Origin of the sequence: Paenibacillus sp. 1781tsa1, from assembly GCF_024159265.1 — a bacterium.
Lineage (GTDB): Bacteria > Bacillota > Bacilli > Paenibacillales > Paenibacillaceae > Paenibacillus.
Genome location: NZ_JAMYWY010000001.1, coordinates 1,320,812 through 1,344,375, shown reverse-complemented (window position 1 = coordinate 1,344,375; position 23,564 = coordinate 1,320,812). Strand labels below are relative to the sequence as shown.

Genomic DNA, 23,564 nt, shown 5'->3' with positions numbered 1-23,564 from the left:
AAACAGGAAAAGCTGTAAAAACGGCGGCTGCGATTCAATCCTTTGCTCTAGGTGTAATGGTTTCTCAAAGCAAACAAACACGCTAAGGAGATGATTGCAATGAATGAGCCACATCGTACAGTTGAGGTGGAACATAAGGATGTTCAGCATAAATCGGATTCAAGTATGGTCGCTTCCACATTTATTAAATACGCCGCTTATATCATTATCTTTTTCGGATTCTTATACTTCTTGGTTAAATATGTATTCCCCAAATTCTAAGGCATTCATATCGTAGCAAACACCCGGGGATAATAAGCTGTGCAAGATTATAACACTAGCGCTTTGGGTAACTACGGGGTAAGAAGCTTTGAACAACCGACAATGAAAGGAAGTGTTACTCATGTCTGACAAACCAATTAGTAACGAAGAGAGCGACCGCTATTATGACCGTTATCAGAGGTCCCGCGATATTCCGCCAGAGACGGAAGTCCCGGAAGGCGATATGGATACCTTTGATGAAGTTTCCGGCAGACGGATTGTAACGGAAGATTCGGATCTGGCACCCGTAGCCGCAACCGCCGTGGACGAGCCGGAATTGGATTCACGTTTGGCTGAGACACCGCTGGAATCTGTACCCGATGCAGACCTTTTGCAACCAAACAGTCCAGTTGATCCAGCTGCCCCCGATCCGGATGCACTGCATGGTACCGATCTGCTCAATGGTGCTGGTGCGGATGCCAAACCAGAGAACGACATTCCACCACGACGTTAATTGCTGTTATGACATCCTGAATGAGGAGGTGCATACCCGATGAAGGAATATCGTGACAAGCATGTGCATGAACCGGATAATCTTGTAACCGAAAGGGATATTGACCCGGACTTCGGACTCTTCACTGAGGACTCCTTCCCCGAAGCGCTCGAGGATGAGGATCAACGTGATGCGGTGGAACATGCCATTCCTAAAGAGAAGGCTACTCGTAAGCCCTCTTCGAATGACTAACTTATATATATCCGTAGTAGAGTTAAAAAAGATGACGTCTGTAATTTCACAGCGTCATCTTTTTCGTTATCTGTAAAGTTCACTTTCTCTTTGCAATTCAGTATCACCGCTTTGCGGAGACCTTACCTGCTCCAGGCAGTTTGTGATCCAATCCCGACCACTTCGCGACAATCGCAGTGATAATCAGTGCAAGTCCATTAATGATAAAAATCCAGCGTATCGGCAGCCAGCCACCGAGAACGCCGCCAATAATCGGTCCGGCCATCGTCCCGATCTGGGCAGCGGACTGGTTCAGACTAAAGGCCCTTCCCCTGAAACTTGATGCGGTAGCCTGCACAATCATGGCGTTAATTGCCGGAAATACAGCCGCAAAGAATAAACCATACACAAATCGCAAAATGCCAAATGCGATATAACCTGTTGTAAAGAACTGCAGAAGATTGCCTACAGCCCCACCAACCAGTCCAATGATCAGCACTTTACCGTATCCGATCCTTGAACCAATCTTGCCCCAACGCGGTGCCATGATAACTGTTGCTACCCCCACCGCCGAGAAAATAATACCCGAGCTGAGTGAGGCACGATCAGGCTGAACGCCCATTTCCATCACATAGACCGTCAAAAGCGGCTCCAGAATCATAACGGAGAACGTACATATGCCCATCATGCCAAGCACCGTCATAAACAAACGATTCGCTCTCGCTTCACGAATGTCATCCATGACATGGGAACGAGCTTTATTCCGGTTGAAGTTCTCTTCTTTTACCCAGAAGGTTGCGATGATTGCTGAGACTAATACAACAATTGCCGAAAACAAAAATGCATTCCGGTTGCCATAATAGTGACTCACCACGCCACCAATCAACGGTCCAATAATACCACCAGTGGCTCCAGCAGTAGACATAATACCCAGTGCATAACCGGTCTTCTCCTCAGGTGTATTCGTGCCTACCAGAGCAATTGCTGCTGGAACAAACCCTGCAAGCAGACCCTGAAATAATCGAACAACAATCAGCGAATATGGGTCCTGCACGAAATAATTGATTAGATACAAGACGGCAAGGCTATATCCTGATCGGATGAGCATAGGTTTACGCCCGTATTTATCAGCCAGCGATCCCCAGAACGGAGACACGAGTGCACTCGCGAGAAATGTAATGCCGAATGCCAGTCCTGACCATAATTCCAGGTGATCACGAACCCCCAAGTCAGCACTTAGAAACAGGGGCAGAAATGGAATCGAGATGGAATACGCCGTGCTGCAAAAAAATACACCAATCCACAATATGACCAGATTTCGCTTCCATGAGAAGTTCATATACCCGCACGCCCTTTCCGTTACTGACGTCGGGACTGCCGTGTATTGGAGCGGACGGAACAGACCCGTACGTCCCCGATGCGGAAGCATTTTCCTTATTTTACACCCATCATTCCTTGAAGGCCATCCCTTGTTCACCACAACCACACGTATTACATTGCCATCCTGTCCACAAAAACGGTATGATAGTTGGGTAAATATCCAAATATGATTTGGAGAAAATATATCATGCAGAGATGCAAGGAGGAACGTTTTCATGTCTTTACGGTGGAAAAAAACAACCGCAGTATCGCTCGTTCTAGCGATGTTGCTTATCGTCATTAGTGGTTGCGGACGCCCTTCAAGTGGCGCTACAGAAACACCAGCTCCAGTTGAACCAACGGGTCCCAATCCGGTAGCTACCATTGAAATGGCTGATGGACAGAAGATCGTCATTGAGCTATATCCCGAAATCGCACCCAATACGGTAAATAACTTCATCTCCCTTGCGAATAAAGGGTTCTATGACGGCCTGATCTTTCATCGGGTCATTCCAGGCTTCATGATTCAGGGTGGTGATCCAAATGGGAACGGTTCTGGCGGCCCAGGTTATACGATCAAAGGGGAATTTACATCCAATGGTCACAAAAACCACCTGAATCATACGCGTGGGGTTATCTCCATGGCGCGTACAAATGATTTGGATTCAGCAGGCTCCCAATTCTTCATCATGTTAGCGGATGCGGATTACCTGGATAATGCATATGCTACTTTTGGTAAAGTGACCGAAGGTATGGACGTTGTTGATGGTATTGCAGCTCAGAAGATAGGTGAAGCTGATAAACCCGTTACGGATCAAGTCATGAAAAAGGTTACAGTGGACACACACGGTCTTGAATATCCAGAACCGGTAAAAATGCCTTAATGAACTCTAAACAAAAAGCTCTGTCCTGTGCGAAAACGCAAGGCAGAGCTTTATTTATTGATTTCAATGATAGCGGTTACATATATGACTTTATAAAAAATGACCTCTCCCGGCATCATCCTCAATACATCCATCCCATCAAACGTAACCAGCCGATAATCGCAATCCATAACGGGCAGCTAAAGGCAACACCCCATGCAAGCCCTTTCAGTAAACCACGGTTTACTTCCACGAACAACGACTCCTTTCTCCAGGGAATAGTCGCAGTATCGGTAATAGTATATGATTTTATACCCGTTTTCATTCGTCACGCAACCCTCGTTTTCCTGCTTTTGTTCCGCAGATTCATGGAATGCTTTACAGGAACCTGATATACTATGACTACTGTACGATAAATGGAACCTGATTCATGTTTGGAAAGGAGATTTTCCTATGGCAAAATCCAAAAAACGCACTCCTGCTCCCAAAGCAGCAGTAGCACAGGATAAACCCACAACACTGAAGGATCTGCTGAGCAGTGATGTGTTGGAGAAGCTGAAAGCTCAGGCGGATGAAGCCAAGGCTGCCGAAGCGGCTCTTAAAGAGCAGGAACGTCAGCAGGCAGAAGAAGCTCGCCAAGCGGAGCAGAAGCGCCGGGATAACGACTTCGAATATCTGCTCAATAACAGCCCTATGGACTGGAAGAAACATAAGTAAGCCAGGGCATGTCCTGAGGGTGTCTCCTACCTTCCACATGCCAAAATAAATATTGCAAGCAGACAGATCATGAAGCCGATCTGCTCACAGAACAGGGCCGCGTTGCGGTCCTGTTCTTTTTGATATAGACACATATGATTCATCAGTCTTGAGCCGGGTATGTAGAAGTAGAGCGTACAACGATAATCTAACCCATACGGAGGGATCAGAGATGACTGAACAACGTTTGGAAGGCAAAGTTGCGATTGTAACTGGAGGTGGATCGGGTATTGGTCAGGCTACCGCTATTCGTTTCGCCGAGCATGGAGCCAAAGTATATATGCTGGATCGTACACCCGAAAATGCGGAGGAAACAAAGCAGACGATTGAAAAGGCTGGCGGAGAAGCGTATGTGATCGAATGTGATATCTCCAAACCGGACCATGTGCAGAAGGCGATCAATCAGGCTGCGGCTGAAGCGGGCAAACTGGATATCATATTTGCCAATGCCGGCATCAATGGAACGATGGCTCCGATTGAAACGATGGAGATCGAGGACTGGGACCAGACGATGGAGATCAATATGCGCGGAACCTTCGCAACCGTCAAATATGCCATTCCCCATCTGAAAGAACATGGTGGCAGCATCATAATCACCAGTTCCATCAACGGTAACCGGGTCTTCTCAGGAATCGGATTCTCTGCATACGCTTCCAGCAAAGCGGGACAGACTGCGTTTACGAAGATGGCTGCACTGGAGCTAGCTCGTTATAAGATCCGTGTAAACGCCGTCTGCCCAGGAGCCATTGATACCAACATTGATGATAACACCTACCCGTCGGATGATCTGAAAGATGTACAGATTCCTGTTGAATTCCCTGAGGGTCATGAACATCCGCTCAAGGGCGAACCTGGAACGTCGAAGCAAGTGGCTAACCTCGTTCTGTTCCTCGCTTCCGATGAAGCCTCTCATGTTACTGGTACACGAATCTACGTGGATGGTGCGGAATCTTTGCTCCGTGGATAAAATATAAATATAAGTTGGTCCCATTCAGGGACAACGCCCAAACATCCCGCAAGCGATCTGACCCGATCAGATTACTGCGGGATATTTTATCTATAAGAAGTTTATAATCCGGTGCAGATGCAACTGCAAAGATTATCACTATACCGCGGAGCTTTTACCCTTTTTCACACGATGGTTCAACCGGTCTGGAATGGCAAAGAGCAAAATGTACATCAGCGAGAACAGGACTAGCGCCAGGATCTCTTCCCCAAGGATGTACATGGGATACGGACCTAACATATCAAGCACCGAGGGTGTACTCGGCTTGTGTCTCAAAAACATGTAATTTGCGTCGAGCAAGACATCTACAATGTATACAACTAGTGCTGCCACATTCACAAATATCATTGAACCTGCTACAGATCTCCAGCTAGGTCGTAGCTGTTCCACCCAGGTCATGTAGAGTAAAGCCAAAATGATACAGGCATGAGCGACGAAAAATTGAATGAATCGAAAATGTGCATAACCATAACCCAGATTAGGAGTCAGGATCGCCATAAGGGCTCCAGCTATGCCTGCAAACAGCAGTGCAGAATGCAGCAGTCGACTGCATGTCAGTAGTAACAATGCCGATAATAACAAAGACAGACTGCATAGTTCGAGTGGTAGTGATGTCTGTAGGCTCCATATGTCTCCGTACACATACCAGAGTTGAAGCACGATTTCACAAGTGAACATGATACAGGCCAGAACAATCCGCAATTTGCGGCGGGCCCTTTCTGACCAAGATCGAAGACGGCGGCGAAGCAGAAACATCAGGACGATCAATGCTGTAATTACGCTAATCGAAATGATATGTGAAGTGGAGAACAGGATAAACGGCTCTGCATCATAAGGGTCCAGCCATGGTGGATACGCCATGCATCTCTTCTCTCCTTTGCGAATATCTGACCTACATTATCTCTCTTTAATGTTAACTTTTTCATTTTGCCATTGAATGAAAGAGCTGTCCAGTTGGAATTCTAAATAAGCATTGTAATTTAAATATCTTTATGTTAAGATAAATTCAGAATCAAAACAAACGAAAAGTTAGTAACTTTCTTAAAAGAAATGAAATATACAGTTCTCAAAACCTAATTAGGAGGAATTATTATGCAAATCAAAGGACTTCACCACGTATCAGCTCTAACCGCACATGCCGATCAGAACTATCGTTTCTACACCAATATCATGGGTCTGCGCCTCATCAAAAAAACAGTCAACCAGGACGACGTGTCCGTCTACCATCTCTTCTATGGTGATGAGAAAGGCAATCCGGGTACCGAACTTACCTTCTTCGAGATTCCGATGGCCGGACAGACTCGTGAAGGCGTGAACAGCATATCCGGAACGTCACTGCGCGTTCCAAATGATGCGGCACTTACTTACTGGCAGCAGCGTTTTGACGAATTCGAAGTCCCACATGGAGAGATTGTTGAACGGGGTGGTCGTGCCACGCTTTCGTTCACAGACTTTGAAGGACAACGTCTGATTCTGGTCTCGGATGAAAATAATACAGGTGTCGCTGGTGGCAAACCATGGGATCAGAGCCCTGTGCCTGCTGAATATGGCATTGTGGGCCTTGGCCCCATCCATCTTACGGTAAAAGATGCTTCCCTTACCACTCCGGTTCTTACCGAACTGCTTGGTTTCAGAGCCAAAGGAAGTTACCCTGCCTTTACTCCAGGTCAGCCGGATGTACTCGTTTTTGAATCCGGCGAAGGTGGCAGCGGCTCCGAGGTGCATGTTGAGGAACGAAATGACCTTGCCCAAGAACGTCCTGGACGTGGCAGCGTACACCATGTTGCGTTCCGTGTGGACAATGAAGAAGAATTGAAACAATGGGTGGAACGGGTTCATAACTTCCGATTCCCTAACTCCGGTTTTGTAGATCGTTTCTACTTCCGCTCCCTGTATTTCCGTGAAGCAAACGGTATTCTGTTCGAGCTTGCAACCGATGGTCCGGGATTTGATACAGATGAAGAAATGGAGCATCTGGGAGAATCACTGGCGCTGCCTCCCTTCCTCGAAGGACGACGCGCTGAGATTGAAGCGAACCTAAAACCACTGGATACCATGATCCGCTAATATTCGGAACTGGCGTGTAATTCTGCAAAAAGATTTCAATTCAAAACGAAAATAAAAACGATGTTCACCAGGCAACTCTGAATACCGGATACGGTTCAGGAATTGCCTAGTGGATCATCGTTTTTTTATGTGTATGCTTGCCTTTCCCCTTCTGTAAGGTGGCAAACTTGCAGATTGTGTTTTACTTCGTCAGATACGATGTTGTGAGCGGTACAAACAGTGATGAACCCGGATCTTCAGATACAATCTTGACATAGACAGCGTCTGTACCTTTAACATCCACATCTAGACTCATCATACCGCTTTCTGGAGTGATATTGAACTTCTTGAGTGTCGCGAGATCCTGATCATAGATATGAATCTCCTGATTTCCTGTTAGCGCGGCAAGTTCCAAGTGCAGAGAAGAATACTTTTTACCCGTATTAATCTGGATATCATCCCCCTGTTTCGTAGGATCATTATGCAGATAAACATCCTTGTAATCCTTGCCCTTATATGTGGTATCCTTAGGATCTTTGGTGTGCCAAGCGGTAGATCCCAGTACGGATGTTCCAAGTGCACTCAGCGTTACTTTTCCGTTCGTTACTGGCGCAGATCCATTCGTTCCGCCAATCAGGACGGATGAAGTTGCACTGTCATATGTGATCTCTGTCCCAAGTAATGAGCCCACAGCACGCACAGGCAAATAAGTCGTTCCGTTGTAAGTGATAGGCAACACCGTTTTACCATTGGCATCTTTGGCTGTCACCGTGGCACCATCCATTTTTAGCGTAATCTTGCTGTTTAGATAGGCTTTAATTTGTTCCAACCCTGTTGCTGCGAGTGCACCCGTCCCGATCCCAAGCGTTAATGTGCCTACCATCAAACCCAGTACAACCTTCTTCTTCATCAAAATCCCTCCTGAACGTTAAAATGATTTGTCCTTTATACATTTAAACCACTAAAGTGATAATGTCAATTGTTTACTGCATTTTTAGTACCCTGTTCCTATTTCCGGGCAGCACAAAACGAGGCTGTATGTCCCAATTTTTTTTCAGCCTCGCCCTGTTTCCCACTGTCTGCAAACGCAGATAAGGAGATATTCTGTTCAGACGCTCACTACATTTCACATTCGAGAACTTCCAAATTCCCGCTGCACTACGATATCAACATGATGACATCAATCAAAAGATTCATAATATTCTTCTTCATACACTTCCATGCTGTATTTCAAATTCGTAGCCTTCCACTCGCCATTCTTATACTCATAAGCGAATGTTAAATCACCGGCATATAAAGCCGCACCGTAAGATCCTGCTGCGGATACGACGAGTTGGCCATTCTCCACGCTGTAATAGGTTACTCCACCGAATTCCAACTCTTTGTTATATACGCCGCCATTCGTATCTTCTTCAATCCGTAAAGGTTCTGCTTGAACGCCATCAACGGCGACATCAACATCCACACGGTCTGGTCTAACCGTAACTTTTGACTTCACATGCTGTTTCGCAATCTCATCCAAAGATTGCATCTTCATCTCTTCCAGCGTTACCGGATTAATGATACGTGCTTGTCCCAAATAAATACCTGTTCCATGACCTTCCGTGTACAGAACAACAATCTCTTTCTGGCCGTCTCCATTCAGATCCAGCTCGTGCACTTCGGGTTTGTAAGACCCGCCTTCTCCTTGCCAATCACTAAATTCTCTTGTCTTGCCGTTCACTTCCAAAATCATTCCGTTATATATATATCCTGAACCCTCAACTTTCATAGGGTATAATCTGACGTTCTCATTCTCTGGAGCTAACGAAACGTATTCCTCTTTCACGGGAATGGATTCCTGTGTTGTCTTCGCTGTGTCATGCAATTTATCTATATTGGAAGCCTCGACCGCTGCGGTCTGGCTGGATTGATCATCTATATTAAGCTGTTTTTGCGATTCATTCATGGTTCTGGCAGCCGAAGTTGTACTAATCGTAGCTACCGCCAAAATAATCATCAGCAGGATACCTGTCCAAGTTTTCAATATACTGGGCTCCTTTATCTGTTGTGATAATCCTATTATATCTTCATTTATCGCCCGCAAGTTGCGAATTTGTTAATCTTTCATAAAATAATCTTTACAAATTTTCGTTTTCACGAAAGAACGTTCGGCTTTAACCAGAATAAGCAAATTATTATGCCAAAACTGTTCTCAAAAAGCAAAAAAAATCCCGAATACAGCTTAAGGCTGCATCCGGAATGCTTTGGTTTTGTCCAATAACCGATCGGTTAATTGTCTCAATTCTTCAGCCGAGGATGAAATCTCCTCCATGATGGCTGTCTCTTCGTGTGCGGCATCCATGATTCGTCTCGCCTCATCCGAGAACGATCCTGCTTTCCCCTGGATCTTCTTCACATGACCATGCGTTTGTTCCACACGGCCAGTCTGTTCTGCAATCTTGGAACCGATATCATGCGCACCTTTCATAAATACGTCCACCGTGCCTGTCAGTTCATGCAACGTCTGATCTACAGAGATGGTCCGCTCCGATTCATTAACCACGAGACCATGCTGCTCATGAGACAGTTGTGCCGTCTCCCTGATCCGCTGCTGCACACGACTAATCAGCTCATTAATCCGATGCACTGATTCCTTACTCTCGTCTGCCAGCTTACGAATCTGTTGCGCCACGACTGCAAAACCAGAGCCTTCTTCGCCAGCTCGTGCAGCCTCAATGGAAGCATTCAGGGCAAGCAACCCTGTTTCCTCAGCAATATTTTTGACAGACTGGGTAATTACTTCGATATCAGAGGCTTCCTTCTCCAGTAGCAGCATAATGTCGCGGGAACGATTGTGTGATTCGGCCAGCTCGTCCATGCCTTTCATCAACGATGAGAATGTCTGTTTTGTATGATCCACCGATCGTTCCATCTGACCGGACATCTCTGTCATGTCCATGGACTGGCTATGCATACGCTGAAAATCGTTCAGCATCTCATCCGCCGTAATCAGAGATTGATGGGAAGTAACCTTCTGCTCTTCTACGCCTACCGCAATATGATCCACCGCTTCTGACATCATCTCGATCTGCTCCGCAGCTTGGGTAATGGCTTCACTGAGCGACTGCGCATTCTGAGATGTGGTCCGTGTACTGTCCGCAATATCGTTCACAATACTTCTGAGATTAGAAACCATTACACGAAAAGCATCATATAATACAGTAAGTTCATCCTGTGTACGGCGCTGCGGAATCTCCGTTGTCAGATCGCCAGATGAAACCTGTTGCGCCGCACGAGACAGATGAACAATCGGACGAGTCAGCCAGCGAGAGGCAAACCACCCGAGAATCCCGTTCCAACACACCCCCATAACCAGGATAATCGATATGTATACCCAATTTGGAATATCTAACTTAATCCAGTCTTTGACAAAAAATATAAAAAAGCCGCTAGTTCCGTACGTAATAATTGAGATTAGTACCAAACCTGCGACTGTCTTTGCGCCTAAAGTCCATTTCATGTTTACACCCCGTAGTCCTTTTTTCCTATTTTACCAATCAAGTACCAAATTTCATGTGATATACATCACTGAAAACGTTCTATCCGCCCCATATTTACCGTTCATGCATGACTTCTCTACCATGAAGCGCATAATATGTAAGACAAGCTTAGCCGCCCCTCCTATTCTCATAAAATTGAATAATATTCCATTTAACATCCTTAATTTTATTTATTATCGGCACAAGAGGCCAAATGATTTAGATTGGCATCCATTTTGCTTAAATGATATACTGAGTGCGCTTCGGCAATGCCGGAGCTGACCTATTTATTGGATGCCACTGGAGGCGAACGAAATGTCTACTATGTCCACAAGGACGGAGAAAGATTTTATCGGTGAAAAAGAAATTCCGGCTTATGCCTATTACGGCATTCAGACGGTGCGGGCCGTGGAGAACTTCCCGATTACCGGCGTTCCGGTACACCGGGAGCTGATCACAGCTCTGGCTGCGGTGAAAAAGGCAGCAGCAGTTACGAATATGGAACTGAAAATGCTACCAAGTAAAATCGGCAATGTAATTGTCATGGCAGCTGAAGAAATGATGAAAGGCCATCATCTGGATCATTTTATTGTAGACTCCATTCAGGGCGGTGCAGGCACCTCCATGAATATGAATATGAACGAAATTTTGGCCAACCGCGGACTGGAGCTGTTAACCAAAAGCAAGGGAGACTATTTCCACTGCAATCCGAACAACCATGTTAACATGTCCCAGTCCACCAACGACGTGGTACCTACAGCACTGCGTATTGCGGCATATCAACTGTCCGAGACGTTACTCACTACCATGAAGAGACTGCAGGACGCGTTCCACAAAAAAGAAGAAGAGTTCAACGATGTGGTCAAAGTAGGCCGTACCCATCTTCAGGATGCTGTGCCTATTCGCCTTGGACAAGAATTCGGAGCTTATGCCCGTGTCATCGGCAGGGATATCGAGCGTCTGGAATTCGCCAATCGTCGCTTGCTTACAATTAACATGGGCGCAACTGCCGTAGGCACAGGGCTCAATGCGAAACCTGAATACATCGTTAAAGTTACGGAACACCTATCCGATGTTACCGGACTACCACTACAAACAGCTGAGGATCTCGTGGATGCGACGCAAAACACGGATGCCTATCTGGAACTTTCGGCGGCACTGAAGGTATGTGCGGTCAGTCTGTCCAAGATCTGTAACGACATTCGCATGATGGCCTCAGGTCCGCGTGCAGGATTCAATGAACTACTCCTGCCACCGCGTCAGCCCGGATCGTCCATTATGCCGGGCAAAGTCAATCCGGTAATGGCAGAAGTGATTAACCAGGTATCCTTCCAGGTGATGGGCAATGACCACACCATCTGCATGGCGTGTGAAGCTGGTCAATTCGAGCTGAATGTTATGGGCCCGGTTATTGCGTTTAACTTGCTGCAATCACTGAAAATCATGAATAACGGGATTGATGTGTTCACACGTTATGCGGTTGAAGAGATGGAAGCTAACCGAGAGCGCTGCGAATTAATCATGAAACAAAGTTTCAGTGTGGTTACGGCGTTGAACCCACACTTAGGTTATAATGTGGCGGCTTCCATTGTGAAGGAAGCACTCAAAACTGGACTTACCTTGCAAGAGATCATTCTGGAACGCGGACTACTGACTCCGGAAGAACTGGAAGAGATTCTTCATCCGGAGCAGATGACGACGCCAGGAATTGCCGGAGAACATTTCCTGCGTAATATGGAACGCTTGTAGGAACTCAGGAAATCTAACGCAGGAACCTATACACCCATAATGCAACAAGAACCCCCGCAGACCGTTCATCCGGTTCGCGGGGGTTCTTGTGTTCAATTCAGAGATGATAAGACATCAGCTATTTGATTAAGCCCATCGTTTACGCTCAAGGGAAGGCAGAATCTGAAGTTCCTCCCTGTACTTGGCAACCGTTCTGCGGGAGATGACAATTCCCTCCTCGGCAAGCAGTGTGGTCAAGTGACTATCCGAGTATGGCCGCTGCGTCTGTTCTGTGCGAATGATTTCTTTTAATCTTCGTTTCACCGCTGATGCTGATGTTTTACTCCCTGACGTTGTACGAATTCCCGAGGCAAAAAAAGCCCTGAGTTCATATACACCATATGGGGTGTGAATGTACTTACCACTGACTGCACGACTTATCGTTGATTCATGCATGCCAATCTTCTCTGCAATAACAGCAAGATTAAGCGGTTTTAGCGCGGATGGGCCTTTGACCAAAAAGTGCTTTTGCTCTTCCATCACGGCCGCCAGCACACGCACTAAAGTCCTGCGCCGGAGGTGTACACTACGAATGATCGCCCTCGCCTCTGCCGCGCGGGTAGCCCAGATTTCGTCAGGCGCCGCTTCCCTGATCCAGCGGATGCACGCTTCATTCATCGATACACGAGGGTTACCTGCCACATGCAGGCTAAAATAGGCCTCACCGTTACGCAACCCTACAATGGCATCTGGAATAATGTAATGTGGTCGTTCCGTACATCCGATGGATCGACAGGGCTTGGGGTCAAGACGTGTAATATAGTCATAGGCAACCTGAGCTTCTTGTGAAGTCATGCCTAATCGACTCCCTGTTTTACCTGGGTGAAAAGGAACCAGTGCTTCCAATCCCGCTTCCACCATCCGCTCCGCATACAGCGCAGCTGATGAATCACGTCTAATCTGGAGCAAAAGACATTCCTGCAGATTCCGCGCCCCTACACCCGCAGGGTCCAGCGATTGGAGAAGCTCCAGTCCCGCTGCAATCTTGCTCATCGGTTGCTCAATTGCTGCTTGCACCTCTGCCAGTTCAACGGTCAGATAACCATCATCATTGACGCACCCTGCCAAATATACGGCCATATTTTCCATTTCGACTGGAAGTGTCATCACTCGAATTTGGGCAATCAGTAACTGTTCCAGTGTAGGTTCTGCATCTCTGACCTGAAGCAGCGGATCGTAGGAATCATACCTGCGCTGATCCATTCGCCGCGGAATCCGGGCGAGGGGTGCAACTTGTTCTTCCAGTTCAAGAACTGGATTTTCCTCCGCCGCATCCAGCAAGTAACGAGTCAGATCCTGTCCGGACATGGTTAGCAAATGAAAGGATTGTTTCATCTCCGGCGTGATGGACAGCCGAATACGTTGTTCCTGCACCAACTGAACACCTAACATCCGTTTCCCTCCTTGTGCCTTGCTGAGTAATAAGCGTTTTTTTATACGAACAAAAGGATTTGCAGGGATAATAGCATACTATTCACACAATTGTAAGAGGAATTTCGTCCGATCATGAGTTTCTGTCTAGTATTTCTCCGATACCAGCTTCGCCTGTGTAAACAGCAGCAGATAGTCTCTTCCACCTGCCTTGGAATCCGTGCCTGACATGTTAAATCCGCCAAATGGATGCGTGCCTACCAGTGCTCCGGTACATTTCCGGTTGAAATACAGATTACCCGCGAAGTACTCGCGTCTTGCCTGTTCCAGATGTTCACGATTACGCGAGATCACCGCGCCGGTCAGTCCATAGTCGGTATTATTGGCGATATCCAATGCGTCCTGGAAAGATTCGGCTTTGATGAATGCAAGCACGGGTCCAAAAATCTCATCCTGAGCAATCCGGGCTTTGGGGTCCACATCGGCAATTATGGTTGGTTCAATGAAATAACCTTCAACATTCCCTGTACCGCCACCGTGCACAAGACGCCCCTCACCCTTGCCGATTTCAATATATTCCGTGATCTTTGCATATGCCTTGTCATCGATAACCGGCCCGACCTGACTGCCAACTTCAAGTGGACTGCCCATCGTCAGTTTCTGTGTCCGTTCAATCACTTTTTGCAATACTTCATCATATACATCCTTATGAATAATGGCACGGGAACACGCCGAACATTTCTGTCCTGAGAAACCAAATGCCGATGCGGTAATGGACTCTGCCGCGAGTTCCAGATCACTGTCACTGTCTACAACGATGGAATCCTTGCCACCCATCTCTGCAATGACCCGTTTGATCCATTTCTGACCTGGAGCTGTACGTGCTGCACGTTCATTAATTCGCAGTCCTACATCTCTGGAACCGGTGAAACTGATAAACCGGGTGAGCGCATGATCCACGAGATAATCGCCCACTTCACTGCCTGGTCCTGGTAAAAAGTTCACGACGCCATCCGGCAGGCCAACTTCTGCGAGCAGTTCCATAAACTTCGCTGCAATCACCGGAGTTGTGCTGGCGGGCTTTAATACCACCGTGTTGCCGGAGACCAGTGCAGCAGAGGTCATACCTGCCATAATCGCCAGCGGGAAGTTCCAAGGTGGAATAACAATGCCAACGCCCAGCGGTATATAACTCAGTTCATTATCTTCCCCTGCAATCCGCACGAGGGGCTGGGGTCCACTCAGTCGCTGCATATCCCGTGCATAGAATTCCATAAAATCAATGGCTTCCGCTGTATCCGCATCGGCTTCAGGCCAGGTCTTGCCGGCTTCATAGACCATCCATGCGGAGAATTCATGCTTGCGACGGCGCATAATGGCAGCTGCTTTGTACAGATAACGAGCCCGTTCATTCGGATCGGTATGTTTCCAAGTGCGGAATGTCTCCGCGGCTGTCTGAATGGCCTTTTCGGCCAATTCCTGATCTGCCTGATGGATCGTTCCGACAACTTGATTCTTGGCCGCGGGGTTCACGGACGTTAACGTGCGGCTGCTTGTTATTTTTTGCCCACCAATAATAATCGGGTATTCCTTCCCAAGTTCAGCTTCGACCTGACGAAGTGCGTCTTCAAATGCTTCCTGGTTCGCCTGGACTGCAAAGGGTGTGAATGGTTCGTTAACAAAAGGGATATTCATCAAATGATTCCTCCTTCAGGATGTGGGATTCGCTGGCTGCTCGCCTGAATTATTTTGCATGTTACTCATCACCCAATATATGTAGCAAAATCCGTGCCAACTCCGGTTGGACCTGAAATATTTTTCTTATTAAATTTAACTAAAGAAAATTCACACTGCCCATTCCGTTTTGTGTAAATGTTAGTTCAATTTAAATAGATCATTTTCATGAAAAATAGTAGAGCCTCGCCAAATCTGGCACGCTTCTTGCTTCTATAAGGGATAAAAAAGCATGATTCAACCGAGCTTGAATCGAATGATGCAGAATGCTGAAGGAGGAAACGAAAATGAGTGTAGGAACGGAAATATATCGCAAAACCTTATTAACCGTGGCAGGCAACAAAGCTGTAGAGAACCTGTCCATCAAATATGGTAAGAAGCTGGCAGGCAAGTTTATTGCAGGAAACACCTTGGAAGAAGCTCTCGAAGAGATCCGCATACTCAATAACAAAGGCATCATGGCTACGCTCGATCATCTGGGCGAAGGCATCACCCGCCTGAGCGAAGCAGCATTATACAGGGATGAGTATGTACGATTGGTAGAAGGCATTGCACGTGAAGGGGCAGACTCCAACGTCTCGCTGAAACCAACCCAGATGGGCCTCGCACTGGACCCCGAAGAGGGCTATCGAAATATCCGTACCGTTGCCGCACAAGCCAAATTGCATGATCTTTTTGTCCGAATTGATATGGAGGATAGTCCATTTACTCAAGCAACGCTGGATATTGTTCGAAGACTGCACTCGGAAGGACTGCACAATACAGGCACCGTATTGCAAGCCTACCTGCATCGCACCGAAGAAGATACGCGTGATATGATTCGGGAAGGCATCCGGCTTCGTCTGGTTAAAGGTGCTTACAAAGAACCCGGATCAGTCGCCTATCAGAATACTTCTGAAGTCATTCATCAATTCAAAACAATGATTCGTAATCACCTCGATCAGGGTGTATACACTGCGGTGGCCTCGCATGATGATCACATCATTAACTGGACGAAACAATACGCCAAGGATCGCGGAATCTCGCCGGATGCCTTTGAATTTCAGATGTTATATGGTCTGCGCATGAGCGAACAGGAACGTCTCGCCAAAGAAGGCTATCGCATTCGCTGTTACGTCCCTTACGGTACCATGTGGTATCCGTACTATACCCGCCGTTTGGCCGAAAAACCAGCTAATCTCTGGATGGTCGTTAAAAATATGTTTAGATAAAACTTCGATTGAACTCATCATATTTTGTTTGAAAGTACTTCCCCCACCCAGAAAGGTTTTCCCTATAACCATGCTGTCCTGTTATTTTGGAAAGCATGGTTATTTGAGCGTTAAAACTGATTCTTAATCTTTAACACGTTATCAATTCATTCATATGTCTAAAAAATAAGAAACCCCAAATTGAAATGTCCAATATAATAGACACACCAGTACCTCTTCATACAGTTAAATCACACCACTTCCCTCGTTTCTCCGGTCTATCTGCTCCATTTCGCAAAAATATATACGTTATGTTTTATAACATTAAATTCACTCAGAGGCTTTGGATCCCAGCTAAAATCAACACTTATCTTCGTTTCAACCCAATGTAATCGTATACAATTAAAAGTGAATTTTTATTTATCGAGTCGAACATACCAACCTGCACACCTGATGTCAAAAAATATATACACAGCTCCATCAGAACGTTATAATATACATAATTTCACATTTACATTTTGTTATAAGTATATGCTGCAACCGAGGTGATCCCGATGAGACATTTACTTCCTGAGCTGAATGCTTTATTACGAACAGATATGAGTATTCTGGATGAATTCCTGTATGACGAAAACACACTTCAGTCTATACCGTCAGAACTCCGTATAGGTACTGACAGACCTGTCTTTATACGTCGCAATACTGAATACACCTGGTTGTACAGCCAACCCAACAGAACAGTACCATACGGCCGTCTTCCCGTACCTGTCGTCTCTGCTTCGATTGAACTTGCGGAAGTGATCCCCTTATTTGCTACGAGCCCTCTTCTATTAATAAAGAATGATCAGGGCGAATACGAGGGTTATATCGCCGTATCCGATGTTTTGCATGCCATGATGCATGCGCATCGCTTAATAGAAGCTTATTTTGAGACCACACTTGAGACAGCGGGCTCAGCTCTGACATTAATTAATGAAGAGGCCAAGGTGGCCTACTGGACAACTGGGGCGGAGCATGTTTTTTCGATCAGCAAAAAAGACATCATCGGACAACCCGCAGCAGACTTTTTTCCTCCAGATCGGCTACAGTCTCTCAAGACGCTGTATACCGGCGAAACGGTCTATCGCAAACAGCATCAGCCACGGCCCGACCTGTTCGCTCTGATTAATGCCCGTCCTGTCCAACTGGATGGACATATTGTGGGCGCAGTTGCTGCTGAAGTGGATATAACAACTGAAATTAGATTACACCAGGAACTCTTACATATGACTTCCAAAGTCCAGCATCTGGAGAAAGCCGTGGCTCGGCTACGGCCCGAATTAGATCCATTCGCCAGAATCAAGGGCAGCAGCCCGGTCATCCAGCAGTGCATGGAGACCATTCGCAAGATCAGTACCACCTCAGCAACCGTACTTATTCTAGGGGAGAGCGGCACAGGCAAGGAGTTATTCGCGAAAGCCATTCATGATCTCCGTGAATTGCAGACTGCACCGTTCATCGCGATTAACTGCGGGGCAATCCCTGCTTCCTTGTTTGAAAGTGAGTTATTCGGCTACGAAAAAGGTGCCTTCTCCGGAGCGGATCCCAAAGGCAAAAGGGGCAAGATCGAGCTTGCCGAAGGGGGGACGCTTTTTCTGGATGAGATCGGTGAGATGCCATTGGAATTGCAAGTGAAGCTGCTTCGGGTGTTGCAGGAGAAGAGCTATTTCCCCGTGGGCGGAACGCGCATGAAACAGGCGGACTGCCGGATTATTGCAGCAACCAACCAGAATCTAATGAGTATGATTGCCCGTAATCAATTCCGAGAAGATCTCTACTATCGGCTGAATGTCATTAACCTTGTCATCCCTCCTCTGCGTATGCGCAAGGAAGATATATATGAATTAACCCAGACGTTCCTTCAAGAATTCTCATTGCTCTATAACCGTCATATTGAGTTGGTTCCACCTGAAGTGTTCAAGTTGCTGTTCCAGTATGATTGGCCAGGCAATGTCCGTGAATTACGAAATGTGATCGAACGCTTGACCATCCTGACGACAGATGGTGAGGTTAAATCGGAATACCTGCCTGACACCCTCACTTCCCTCACCATGCAAGAACAGTCCGAAATTCAACTGACATCCGGAATCCATTCACATGAGAGCAACGAATATCAGCAACGTCAGGATTCGGCGGGAGCAGGAGCAGAACAAGAACCTCGAACGGTTGCAAATGCGGACGAACTAGATACCTCGGATGATTCCGAACTTGTCTCCGGTGTTACCTATCAGCAAAAATTGGACACCTATGAGGCGCAACTTCTAATTCAATATCTGAAAGAAGCAGGTGGCAACAAACGAACACTCGCCAAGCAACTAGGCATCTCCAGAGCAACGCTCTATAATCGCATGAAGAGGCTTGGTCTATGACCAGCCTCTTCTTGTCGTCGCTATATTGAATCAACGAGCTATGCATTCGATGACAAATATTGTTCTGAACGGACTGGGCGAATGACGTTCTTCTCACTACAATATCCGCGCCAAGCGAGTCACCGCTATTCTGAGATGGCGATAGAAGGTCGCCCGACTCATGGAACACGTCTGGGCTGCGGCAGTTGGATTGCCAGCATGCGTCCAGTAGGCCGCGTACAACAGCATCTGATCCTGCGGGGACAGGCCATGCACTCTGCCTTCCAACAAATCCATGATATACAGCTGTAATTGCATACCATCCCTTACTCCTGTAACTCTGCCAGCGTATTCATGCAATTCTCCAGGAGATCGAAGGTATCCCAACATCTTGCGAACATCCTGTTCGGTCCAGACGACATCACCCGCTTCCGTTGTTTCCGGCTGTATACGATTCTCTGTTGATTCCGGATCAAGCAAAGACATGACCCACTGTCCGAATTGCCCACTACGCAAATCCAATTCAAGTACGTCCGCCTGATTCTCAAAGCTGTCGCAGACCCGGGTGCTTGTTCTTCGCATCTGAAATCCAATGCTTTGCAAAAACAGTTTCAGATGAGGATTCGTTGCGACGAGCATCGCTCGCGCACCATCACCCAGCAGAGCCAGTCGGTCCAGTGTCATGTATCCAACGAGTTCTTCTCGTGTATAACCAGGCACATCATCTCTTGCGGCAGCCAGTAAAGCAAAGTGCGTATCACTCTGATCCGGGTCATTTCCGAGCTCCTCTGATGTGAAGCATTCATACATCTCATTCGGAAAATATTTTAATAGCAGCTCACTACTATCCTTATGCACAAGCACTGTAATGAACATGGCGATTGTCTCCCCATGCTTGTCACGCATTAATACGATTCCTTCGGGATAACGGTGTGCCAGTTCATCCAGGAAGGGGCCATAGGGTACAGCCTGCCATGGTTCTACACTGTACTCGCACCATTCTTGTAACAGGCTGTGCAGAGCAGGCAGATCCTCGCTTCTCATCGTTTCCAGAGGTGAGAACAAGGAATCACGGGACACATCCGCGTACTTGCGGTATTGAAGCATGGATTCCTGACAGAGCAACAGCATCTTCCGGGCGATCTGGCGACGCTCATGCGGCCCCGCCTGTTCATGCAGCGGTTTGAGCAATTTCACAATCTTGATGCGCATGGTCTGCAATCGATGAGGCTCACGTTGGCGAAAGTCCCGGAGTAGATGTACCCTGGCCATATCATGCAGGGCAAGACCGTCCGGGCCGGAACGGATAAACGACATCTGTCTCAGCATGTGGTACTCTTCTTGTGTCACGGTCATATCTAGTACGGATGATAACAATTCCTGATTGGCTGTCTCAAGCAATGTTAGTACCTCCACCATGGGATGCAGACGTGGTGTAGTCAGTTCCAATAATAATCGAGCACTGATCATATGCGACAGTTCAGCCCATTCGGATTGCGGAAGATTCCGCCTCTGATCCGCAGCTTCTACAGCTAGGGCAAGACCCAGTGGATGCCCATCGGTCATTCTCGTAATGGTGCCTGCCATGCCCTGATTCAAAAAACCTGCCACCGTGATATATTCCGTAATCTCATCAACTGTGAAATGTTGAAGCCGCATTTGTATAAACCTCTGATGCAATCGGGGATGTGTCCGCCAGGTAGATGCTAATTCCGGGCGTGATGCAAGAATGACAAGTATTCCTCTTAACGGAAGTTTGGATACAAAGACTTCCATAAACCAACTTTCTAACAGAGCCAACTCTTCATAATTATCCACTGCCAGGACCATTCGCCTCTCGATGGATGTGTCTTTCAGCAGACTCAATGGCCGCGGGTACCCTTCACTATCCAGTGTTTCCAATCCTAATGTAGAGGACAAATAATCCATAAAAACGGAAGGTGTCGCTCCACATGATCGGCCATCCATCCAGATTGCTGTCGCACCTCGATTCCGAGAGAAAGATAACATCTCTGAAAGCAATGAAGATTTACCGATGCCTCCCATGCCGGTAATTGAAAATATGGTCAATGGGGCTTCCGGATGATTGAACCACCGCTCCAGTGTCGTCATTTCCATGATTCGACCAACAAAACGTTTGCCATCCTCAACATACTCGTCGTATTGAGCCTCACTACTGTTTCCCATATATGTCCTCCGTACTAGATACTGGTACTTTTAATGTATTTATTTTCTAACCAAAATTGAGACTATATTGAGACGCGCAGCTGCATGTGAAGTGATAGAATCTTGTTAAAAGCCAATTTATAGGGAATTATCAAAAAAAGCGTACAGGGAAACGTTTAACATGGTATACATAACCCCCTCTGCGCTACTTCTCAATATAATGGATCATTCCGCCAATCAAGTTACAATTACCATGTACATGAGCATTTACTGATCTCGAATTCATGCTTCCCTTTCAAACCCTACTACCAGCCCGATATTCCAGGAAAGGCGGATTTGTGTGAGAATAAACCTCGATATCTGTAATCTGAGCGGACAACTCGGAATCAATCCAAGACGACTTCATGAGTGGCTTCACCAAAGTGGCATTTCAACGGCAGCCAATGAAGCAGAACCGGAAGGACGCCCCGACCGGTCATCACCCCCGTATCGACTGGCTGCTCCCTCTTCATTATCACTTGCACCATCCTCTAGTCAAACGAAGCTTTATCGGGGCCGACGCTCCACTTCCACCCTGCAACGCCTGCCTGTTTCATCACAACATACCCGGCGGATTAGTAAAAACTGCTAGACTGTGCATAAGGTAGTTTAATATCGATGCACAGTCTGTCTTGCATCCCTTTCACCTCATTAAGAGGATTGCCACTGACCATTCTCGATCATCGCGTGCGCCAGTAGCGCCATCTCCAGACAGATTCTTCTCCCTTGATCCATGTAACCTGGCCCCATCAGTTCTTCCAGCTTCTCCAGTCTGTTGTACAACGTTTGCCGATGAATAAATAACTGGGCGGCTGCGTCCCGCTTGGAACCAAAGTTCTGCAGGTAAGCATCCAACGTCTCGACCAATCGCAGGTGATGCGTTTGGTCATGTTCAATCAACATACCCAAGTGATCTTGGACAAAGGGTTGCAGAAAGGATTGAGGCAATGCCTTTAACATTTGATATATACCCATACGTTCGTAAAAGTGAACATGTTCCATCCGATCTACCGACCTCGAAACTTCAATCACCTGATAGGCCTCCTGAAGGCTCTCCGGCAGGCTGGTCAAACGGCTGCGTAACTTGCCAATTCCCACATGAATCATAACCTGCTTCAAGTTACGACTGGCAAACCGTTTCACATCCAGGGCAATCCCTTCCAGCAATCGTAGCAGTTGATGACGTGCAGCAGCCGATACCGCTTCTTTCGCACAGCACAGATATACCTGGTTGTTCTTCAGCATAATCAGGCTAGGCAGATTGTTCTTCTTAAGCAGGGAACGAAGCAGGACAAGAACATCCTGATGATTCGCTTCCATTCGCTCCCGGCCTGTACCTTTCAATCGATGCTCTATCTCTATAACTCCTCCTGCAAACCAGTACTGTCCCTTCACCAGCAAACGAAGCCCCATTCGAGTCTGAGCTTGGTCTTCCTGATGGATGTTGCCATTCATCAGATCCTGGATCAGCTCGTTCTGATTGCGGACCATCTTCTCTTCAAGAAACTGGGAACGAAGTGTGAGTGCTGCCGCTGCCTTCGCTGTGTAGTCGAGCAGCAGCTTGAGATATTCAACTGGAGCCGCGGGATGCACAATCATGCCTACAGCAGAAAATACCTGGCCAAAACAGACGACCGGATGGCAGAGCAGAACTTTCTCTTCATCCATATGGAACCATAATTCGGTATCGGAATCATTCAAATCCAGATGTTCTACCTCTTGTTCATACCAGGTATAGATGGCCTGTTCCATCTCCGGAGCCAGTTCAGGCACAAAACTGCCCGGCTCCATGGACGAAATGTACACCACCGGTTTGGCAGCATACTCATGCAGCAGATTCAGTACAGCAGACATATCAGTACTCTGTAATGTTCGTTGCTGAAGCTGACGGGAGTAAGCTTCGAGACTCTTCAGCAGCTGGTGTTGATGATTAATGAGCAGCGAGTGAATATCCTGTGTGATCTCGACAAAACGGACCGGTTGCTCAAATACGATCAGTGGAAACTGGTGTCTGTCCGCCAACTCAATCAGTTCTTCCGGAATTCCGTATATGCTGGTTCCAAACTCCACACATAGCCCCGCTGCCTCACTGCCAATGAGCTGGAGCAGATACTCTTCGCGCCCTTCTTCCGATTGAAGCCACAATCCAGTGGATAAAATAAGGTCATGGGGGCTTACAAATGGAGATACATTCGTAATCTCAAGCACATGAACCCAGCCCACCTGACGGTTCACTCCATCCTTCCCTGCCGCTAATCGTGCTCGGCCAAATACCGGACGTGCAAGGATATCTTTAATCGTAAACACGCGATCATTTTGCAATGGCGATCCCTCTTCGTGTTATTTTTTCTTACATTATAATCCATGGACAAAT

Annotated in this window: 20 protein-coding genes; 11 read left to right on the top strand and 9 right to left on the bottom strand. The window is 47.0% G+C overall.

The genetic code is table 11. The features are described 5' to 3' along the window. The first annotated feature begins 99 nt into the window (after positions 1–99). The 3 genes from NKT06_RS05875 to NKT06_RS05865 all read left to right on the top strand — a co-directional run bounded on the left by NKT06_RS05875 (position 100) and on the right by NKT06_RS05865 (position 985). On the top strand, positions 100–261 hold the full coding sequence (locus tag NKT06_RS05875) for a hypothetical protein (RefSeq protein WP_017690239.1): 162 nt from the start codon (positions 100–102) through the stop codon (positions 259–261). 121 nt (positions 262–382) lie between these two features. Further along, positions 383–754, top strand: coding sequence for a hypothetical protein (locus tag NKT06_RS05870; protein WP_145146336.1), 372 nt, complete (start codon positions 383–385; stop codon positions 752–754). A gap of 39 nt (positions 755–793) precedes the next feature. Further along, positions 794–985, top strand: coding sequence for a hypothetical protein (locus tag NKT06_RS05865; protein ID WP_253431238.1), 192 nt, complete (start codon positions 794–796; stop codon positions 983–985). Between the two features lie 103 nt (positions 986–1,088). Here NKT06_RS05865 and NKT06_RS05860 read toward each other — a convergent pair whose 3' ends face one another. Then, on the bottom strand, positions 1,089–2,393 hold the full coding sequence (locus NKT06_RS05860; protein ID WP_483311562.1) for an MFS transporter: 1,305 nt from the start codon (positions 2,391–2,393) through the stop codon (positions 1,089–1,091). 166 nt (positions 2,394–2,559) lie between these two features. Here NKT06_RS05860 and NKT06_RS05855 point away from each other — a divergent pair, with 166 nt between their 5' ends. The 3 genes from NKT06_RS05855 to NKT06_RS05845 all read left to right on the top strand — a co-directional run bounded on the left by NKT06_RS05855 (position 2,560) and on the right by NKT06_RS05845 (position 4,909). After that, positions 2,560–3,207, top strand: a complete 648-nt coding sequence (locus tag NKT06_RS05855) for a peptidylprolyl isomerase (RefSeq protein WP_253431235.1) — start codon at positions 2,560–2,562, stop codon at positions 3,205–3,207. Between the two features lie 432 nt (positions 3,208–3,639). Further along, positions 3,640–3,903 carry a YqkE family protein gene (locus NKT06_RS05850; RefSeq protein WP_253431232.1) on the top strand — a complete coding sequence of 88 codons (264 nt, stop codon included), beginning with the start codon at positions 3,640–3,642 and terminating at the stop codon, positions 3,901–3,903. A 148-nt stretch (positions 3,904–4,051) separates the two neighbouring features. Next, positions 4,052–4,909 carry an SDR family oxidoreductase gene (locus NKT06_RS05845; protein ID WP_367399849.1) on the top strand — a complete coding sequence of 286 codons (858 nt, stop codon included), beginning with the start codon at positions 4,052–4,054 and terminating at the stop codon, positions 4,907–4,909. 138 nt (positions 4,910–5,047) lie between these two features. On the opposite strand, the gene NKT06_RS05840 is transcribed toward NKT06_RS05845, so the two are convergent. Continuing rightward, positions 5,048–5,809: a YwaF family protein gene (locus NKT06_RS05840; RefSeq protein ID WP_253431226.1), complete on the bottom strand. Its 762-nt coding sequence runs from the start codon at positions 5,807–5,809 to the stop codon at positions 5,048–5,050. 231 nt (positions 5,810–6,040) lie between these two features. On the opposite strand from NKT06_RS05840, the gene NKT06_RS05835 reads away from it, so the two are divergent. Further along, complete coding sequence (locus NKT06_RS05835) at positions 6,041–7,015, top strand: ring-cleaving dioxygenase (protein WP_253431223.1); 975 nt, start codon at positions 6,041–6,043, stop codon at positions 7,013–7,015. Between the two features lie 181 nt (positions 7,016–7,196). Here the strand turns inward: NKT06_RS05835 and NKT06_RS05830 are convergent, their stop codons facing one another. The 3 genes from NKT06_RS05830 to NKT06_RS05820 all read right to left on the bottom strand — a co-directional run bounded on the left by NKT06_RS05830 (position 7,197) and on the right by NKT06_RS05820 (position 10,496). Further along, entirely contained in the window at positions 7,197–7,904 is a 708-nt protein-coding gene (locus NKT06_RS05830) for a stalk domain-containing protein (RefSeq protein WP_253431220.1), read from the bottom strand. A 270-nt stretch (positions 7,905–8,174) separates the two neighbouring features. Beyond that, positions 8,175–9,020 (bottom strand): hypothetical protein, encoded by an 846-nt coding sequence (locus tag NKT06_RS05825; RefSeq protein WP_253431217.1) that lies wholly within the window; start codon positions 9,018–9,020, stop codon positions 8,175–8,177. 198 nt (positions 9,021–9,218) lie between these two features. Beyond that, the gene (locus NKT06_RS05820; RefSeq protein ID WP_253431214.1) at positions 9,219–10,496 is read right to left on the bottom strand and encodes a methyl-accepting chemotaxis protein; all 1,278 of its coding nucleotides are present in this window, start codon (positions 10,494–10,496) and stop codon (positions 9,219–9,221) included. 334 nt (positions 10,497–10,830) lie between these two features. On the opposite strand from NKT06_RS05820, the gene NKT06_RS05815 reads away from it, so the two are divergent. After that, on the top strand, positions 10,831–12,264 hold the full coding sequence (locus tag NKT06_RS05815; RefSeq protein ID WP_253431211.1) for an aspartate ammonia-lyase: 1,434 nt from the start codon (positions 10,831–10,833) through the stop codon (positions 12,262–12,264). Positions 12,265–12,390: 126 nt separating this feature from the next. Here NKT06_RS05815 and rpoN read toward each other — a convergent pair whose 3' ends face one another. Together rpoN and pruA are read right to left on the bottom strand one after the other, a co-directional pair. Continuing rightward, positions 12,391–13,695: an RNA polymerase factor sigma-54 gene (gene rpoN, locus NKT06_RS05810; protein ID WP_253431208.1), complete on the bottom strand. Its 1,305-nt coding sequence runs from the start codon at positions 13,693–13,695 to the stop codon at positions 12,391–12,393. A gap of 126 nt (positions 13,696–13,821) precedes the next feature. Further along, on the bottom strand, positions 13,822–15,369 hold the full coding sequence (gene pruA / locus NKT06_RS05805) for an L-glutamate gamma-semialdehyde dehydrogenase (protein ID WP_253431204.1): 1,548 nt from the start codon (positions 15,367–15,369) through the stop codon (positions 13,822–13,824). Between the two features lie 326 nt (positions 15,370–15,695). On the opposite strand from pruA, the gene NKT06_RS05800 reads away from it, so the two are divergent. Both NKT06_RS05800 and NKT06_RS05795 read left to right on the top strand, forming a co-directional pair. Beyond that, a complete protein-coding gene (locus tag NKT06_RS05800; RefSeq protein WP_253431201.1) occupies positions 15,696–16,619 on the top strand; it encodes a proline dehydrogenase family protein in 924 nt (307 codons plus the stop codon). Between the two features lie 533 nt (positions 16,620–17,152). Then, complete coding sequence (locus tag NKT06_RS05795) at positions 17,153–19,006, top strand: sigma-54 interaction domain-containing protein (RefSeq protein ID WP_253431199.1); 1,854 nt, start codon at positions 17,153–17,155, stop codon at positions 19,004–19,006. A 96-nt stretch (positions 19,007–19,102) separates the two neighbouring features. Here the strand turns inward: NKT06_RS05795 and NKT06_RS05790 are convergent, their stop codons facing one another. Beyond that, on the bottom strand, positions 19,103–21,172 hold the full coding sequence (locus tag NKT06_RS05790; protein WP_253431195.1) for an ATP-binding protein: 2,070 nt from the start codon (positions 21,170–21,172) through the stop codon (positions 19,103–19,105). A 319-nt stretch (positions 21,173–21,491) separates the two neighbouring features. Here NKT06_RS05790 and NKT06_RS05785 point away from each other — a divergent pair, with 319 nt between their 5' ends. Next, on the top strand, positions 21,492–21,782 hold the full coding sequence (locus NKT06_RS05785) for a hypothetical protein (RefSeq protein WP_253431191.1): 291 nt from the start codon (positions 21,492–21,494) through the stop codon (positions 21,780–21,782). Positions 21,783–21,841: 59 nt separating this feature from the next. On the opposite strand, the gene NKT06_RS05780 is transcribed toward NKT06_RS05785, so the two are convergent. Next, complete coding sequence (locus NKT06_RS05780) at positions 21,842–23,512, bottom strand: PucR family transcriptional regulator (protein ID WP_253431173.1); 1,671 nt, start codon at positions 23,510–23,512, stop codon at positions 21,842–21,844. Positions 23,513–23,564: the final 52 nt, after the last annotated feature.

Bases quoted from the DNA above. Each gene is read 5' to 3' on its own strand.
- NKT06_RS05870 (WP_145146336.1), top strand. From the start codon at position 383: ATGTCTGACAAACCAATTAGTAACGAAGAGAGCGACCGCTATTATGAC.
- NKT06_RS05875 (WP_017690239.1), top strand. From the start codon at position 100: ATGAATGAGCCACATCGTACAGTTGAGGTGGAACATAAGGATGTTCAG.
- NKT06_RS05820 (WP_253431214.1), bottom strand. From the start codon at position 10,496: ATGAAATGGACTTTAGGCGCAAAGACAGTCGCAGGTTTGGTACTAATC.
- NKT06_RS05835 (WP_253431223.1), top strand. From the start codon at position 6,041: ATGCAAATCAAAGGACTTCACCACGTATCAGCTCTAACCGCACATGCC.
- NKT06_RS05815 (WP_253431211.1), top strand. From the start codon at position 10,831: ATGTCTACTATGTCCACAAGGACGGAGAAAGATTTTATCGGTGAAAAA.
- NKT06_RS05850 (WP_253431232.1), top strand. From the start codon at position 3,640: ATGGCAAAATCCAAAAAACGCACTCCTGCTCCCAAAGCAGCAGTAGCA.
- NKT06_RS05830 (WP_253431220.1), bottom strand. From the start codon at position 7,904: ATGAAGAAGAAGGTTGTACTGGGTTTGATGGTAGGCACATTAACGCTT.
- NKT06_RS05795 (WP_253431199.1), top strand. From the start codon at position 17,153: ATGAGACATTTACTTCCTGAGCTGAATGCTTTATTACGAACAGATATG.
- NKT06_RS05840 (WP_253431226.1), bottom strand. From the start codon at position 5,809: ATGGCGTATCCACCATGGCTGGACCCTTATGATGCAGAGCCGTTTATC.
- NKT06_RS05865 (WP_253431238.1), top strand. From the start codon at position 794: ATGAAGGAATATCGTGACAAGCATGTGCATGAACCGGATAATCTTGTA.
- NKT06_RS05855 (WP_253431235.1), top strand. From the start codon at position 2,560: ATGTCTTTACGGTGGAAAAAAACAACCGCAGTATCGCTCGTTCTAGCG.
- NKT06_RS05800 (WP_253431201.1), top strand. From the start codon at position 15,696: ATGAGTGTAGGAACGGAAATATATCGCAAAACCTTATTAACCGTGGCA.
- pruA (WP_253431204.1), bottom strand. From the start codon at position 15,369: ATGAATATCCCTTTTGTTAACGAACCATTCACACCCTTTGCAGTCCAG.
- rpoN (WP_253431208.1), bottom strand. From the start codon at position 13,695: ATGTTAGGTGTTCAGTTGGTGCAGGAACAACGTATTCGGCTGTCCATC.
- NKT06_RS05790 (WP_253431195.1), bottom strand. From the start codon at position 21,172: ATGGGAAACAGTAGTGAGGCTCAATACGACGAGTATGTTGAGGATGGC.
- NKT06_RS05860 (WP_483311562.1), bottom strand. From the start codon at position 2,393: ATGCTTCCGCATCGGGGACGTACGGGTCTGTTCCGTCCGCTCCAATAC.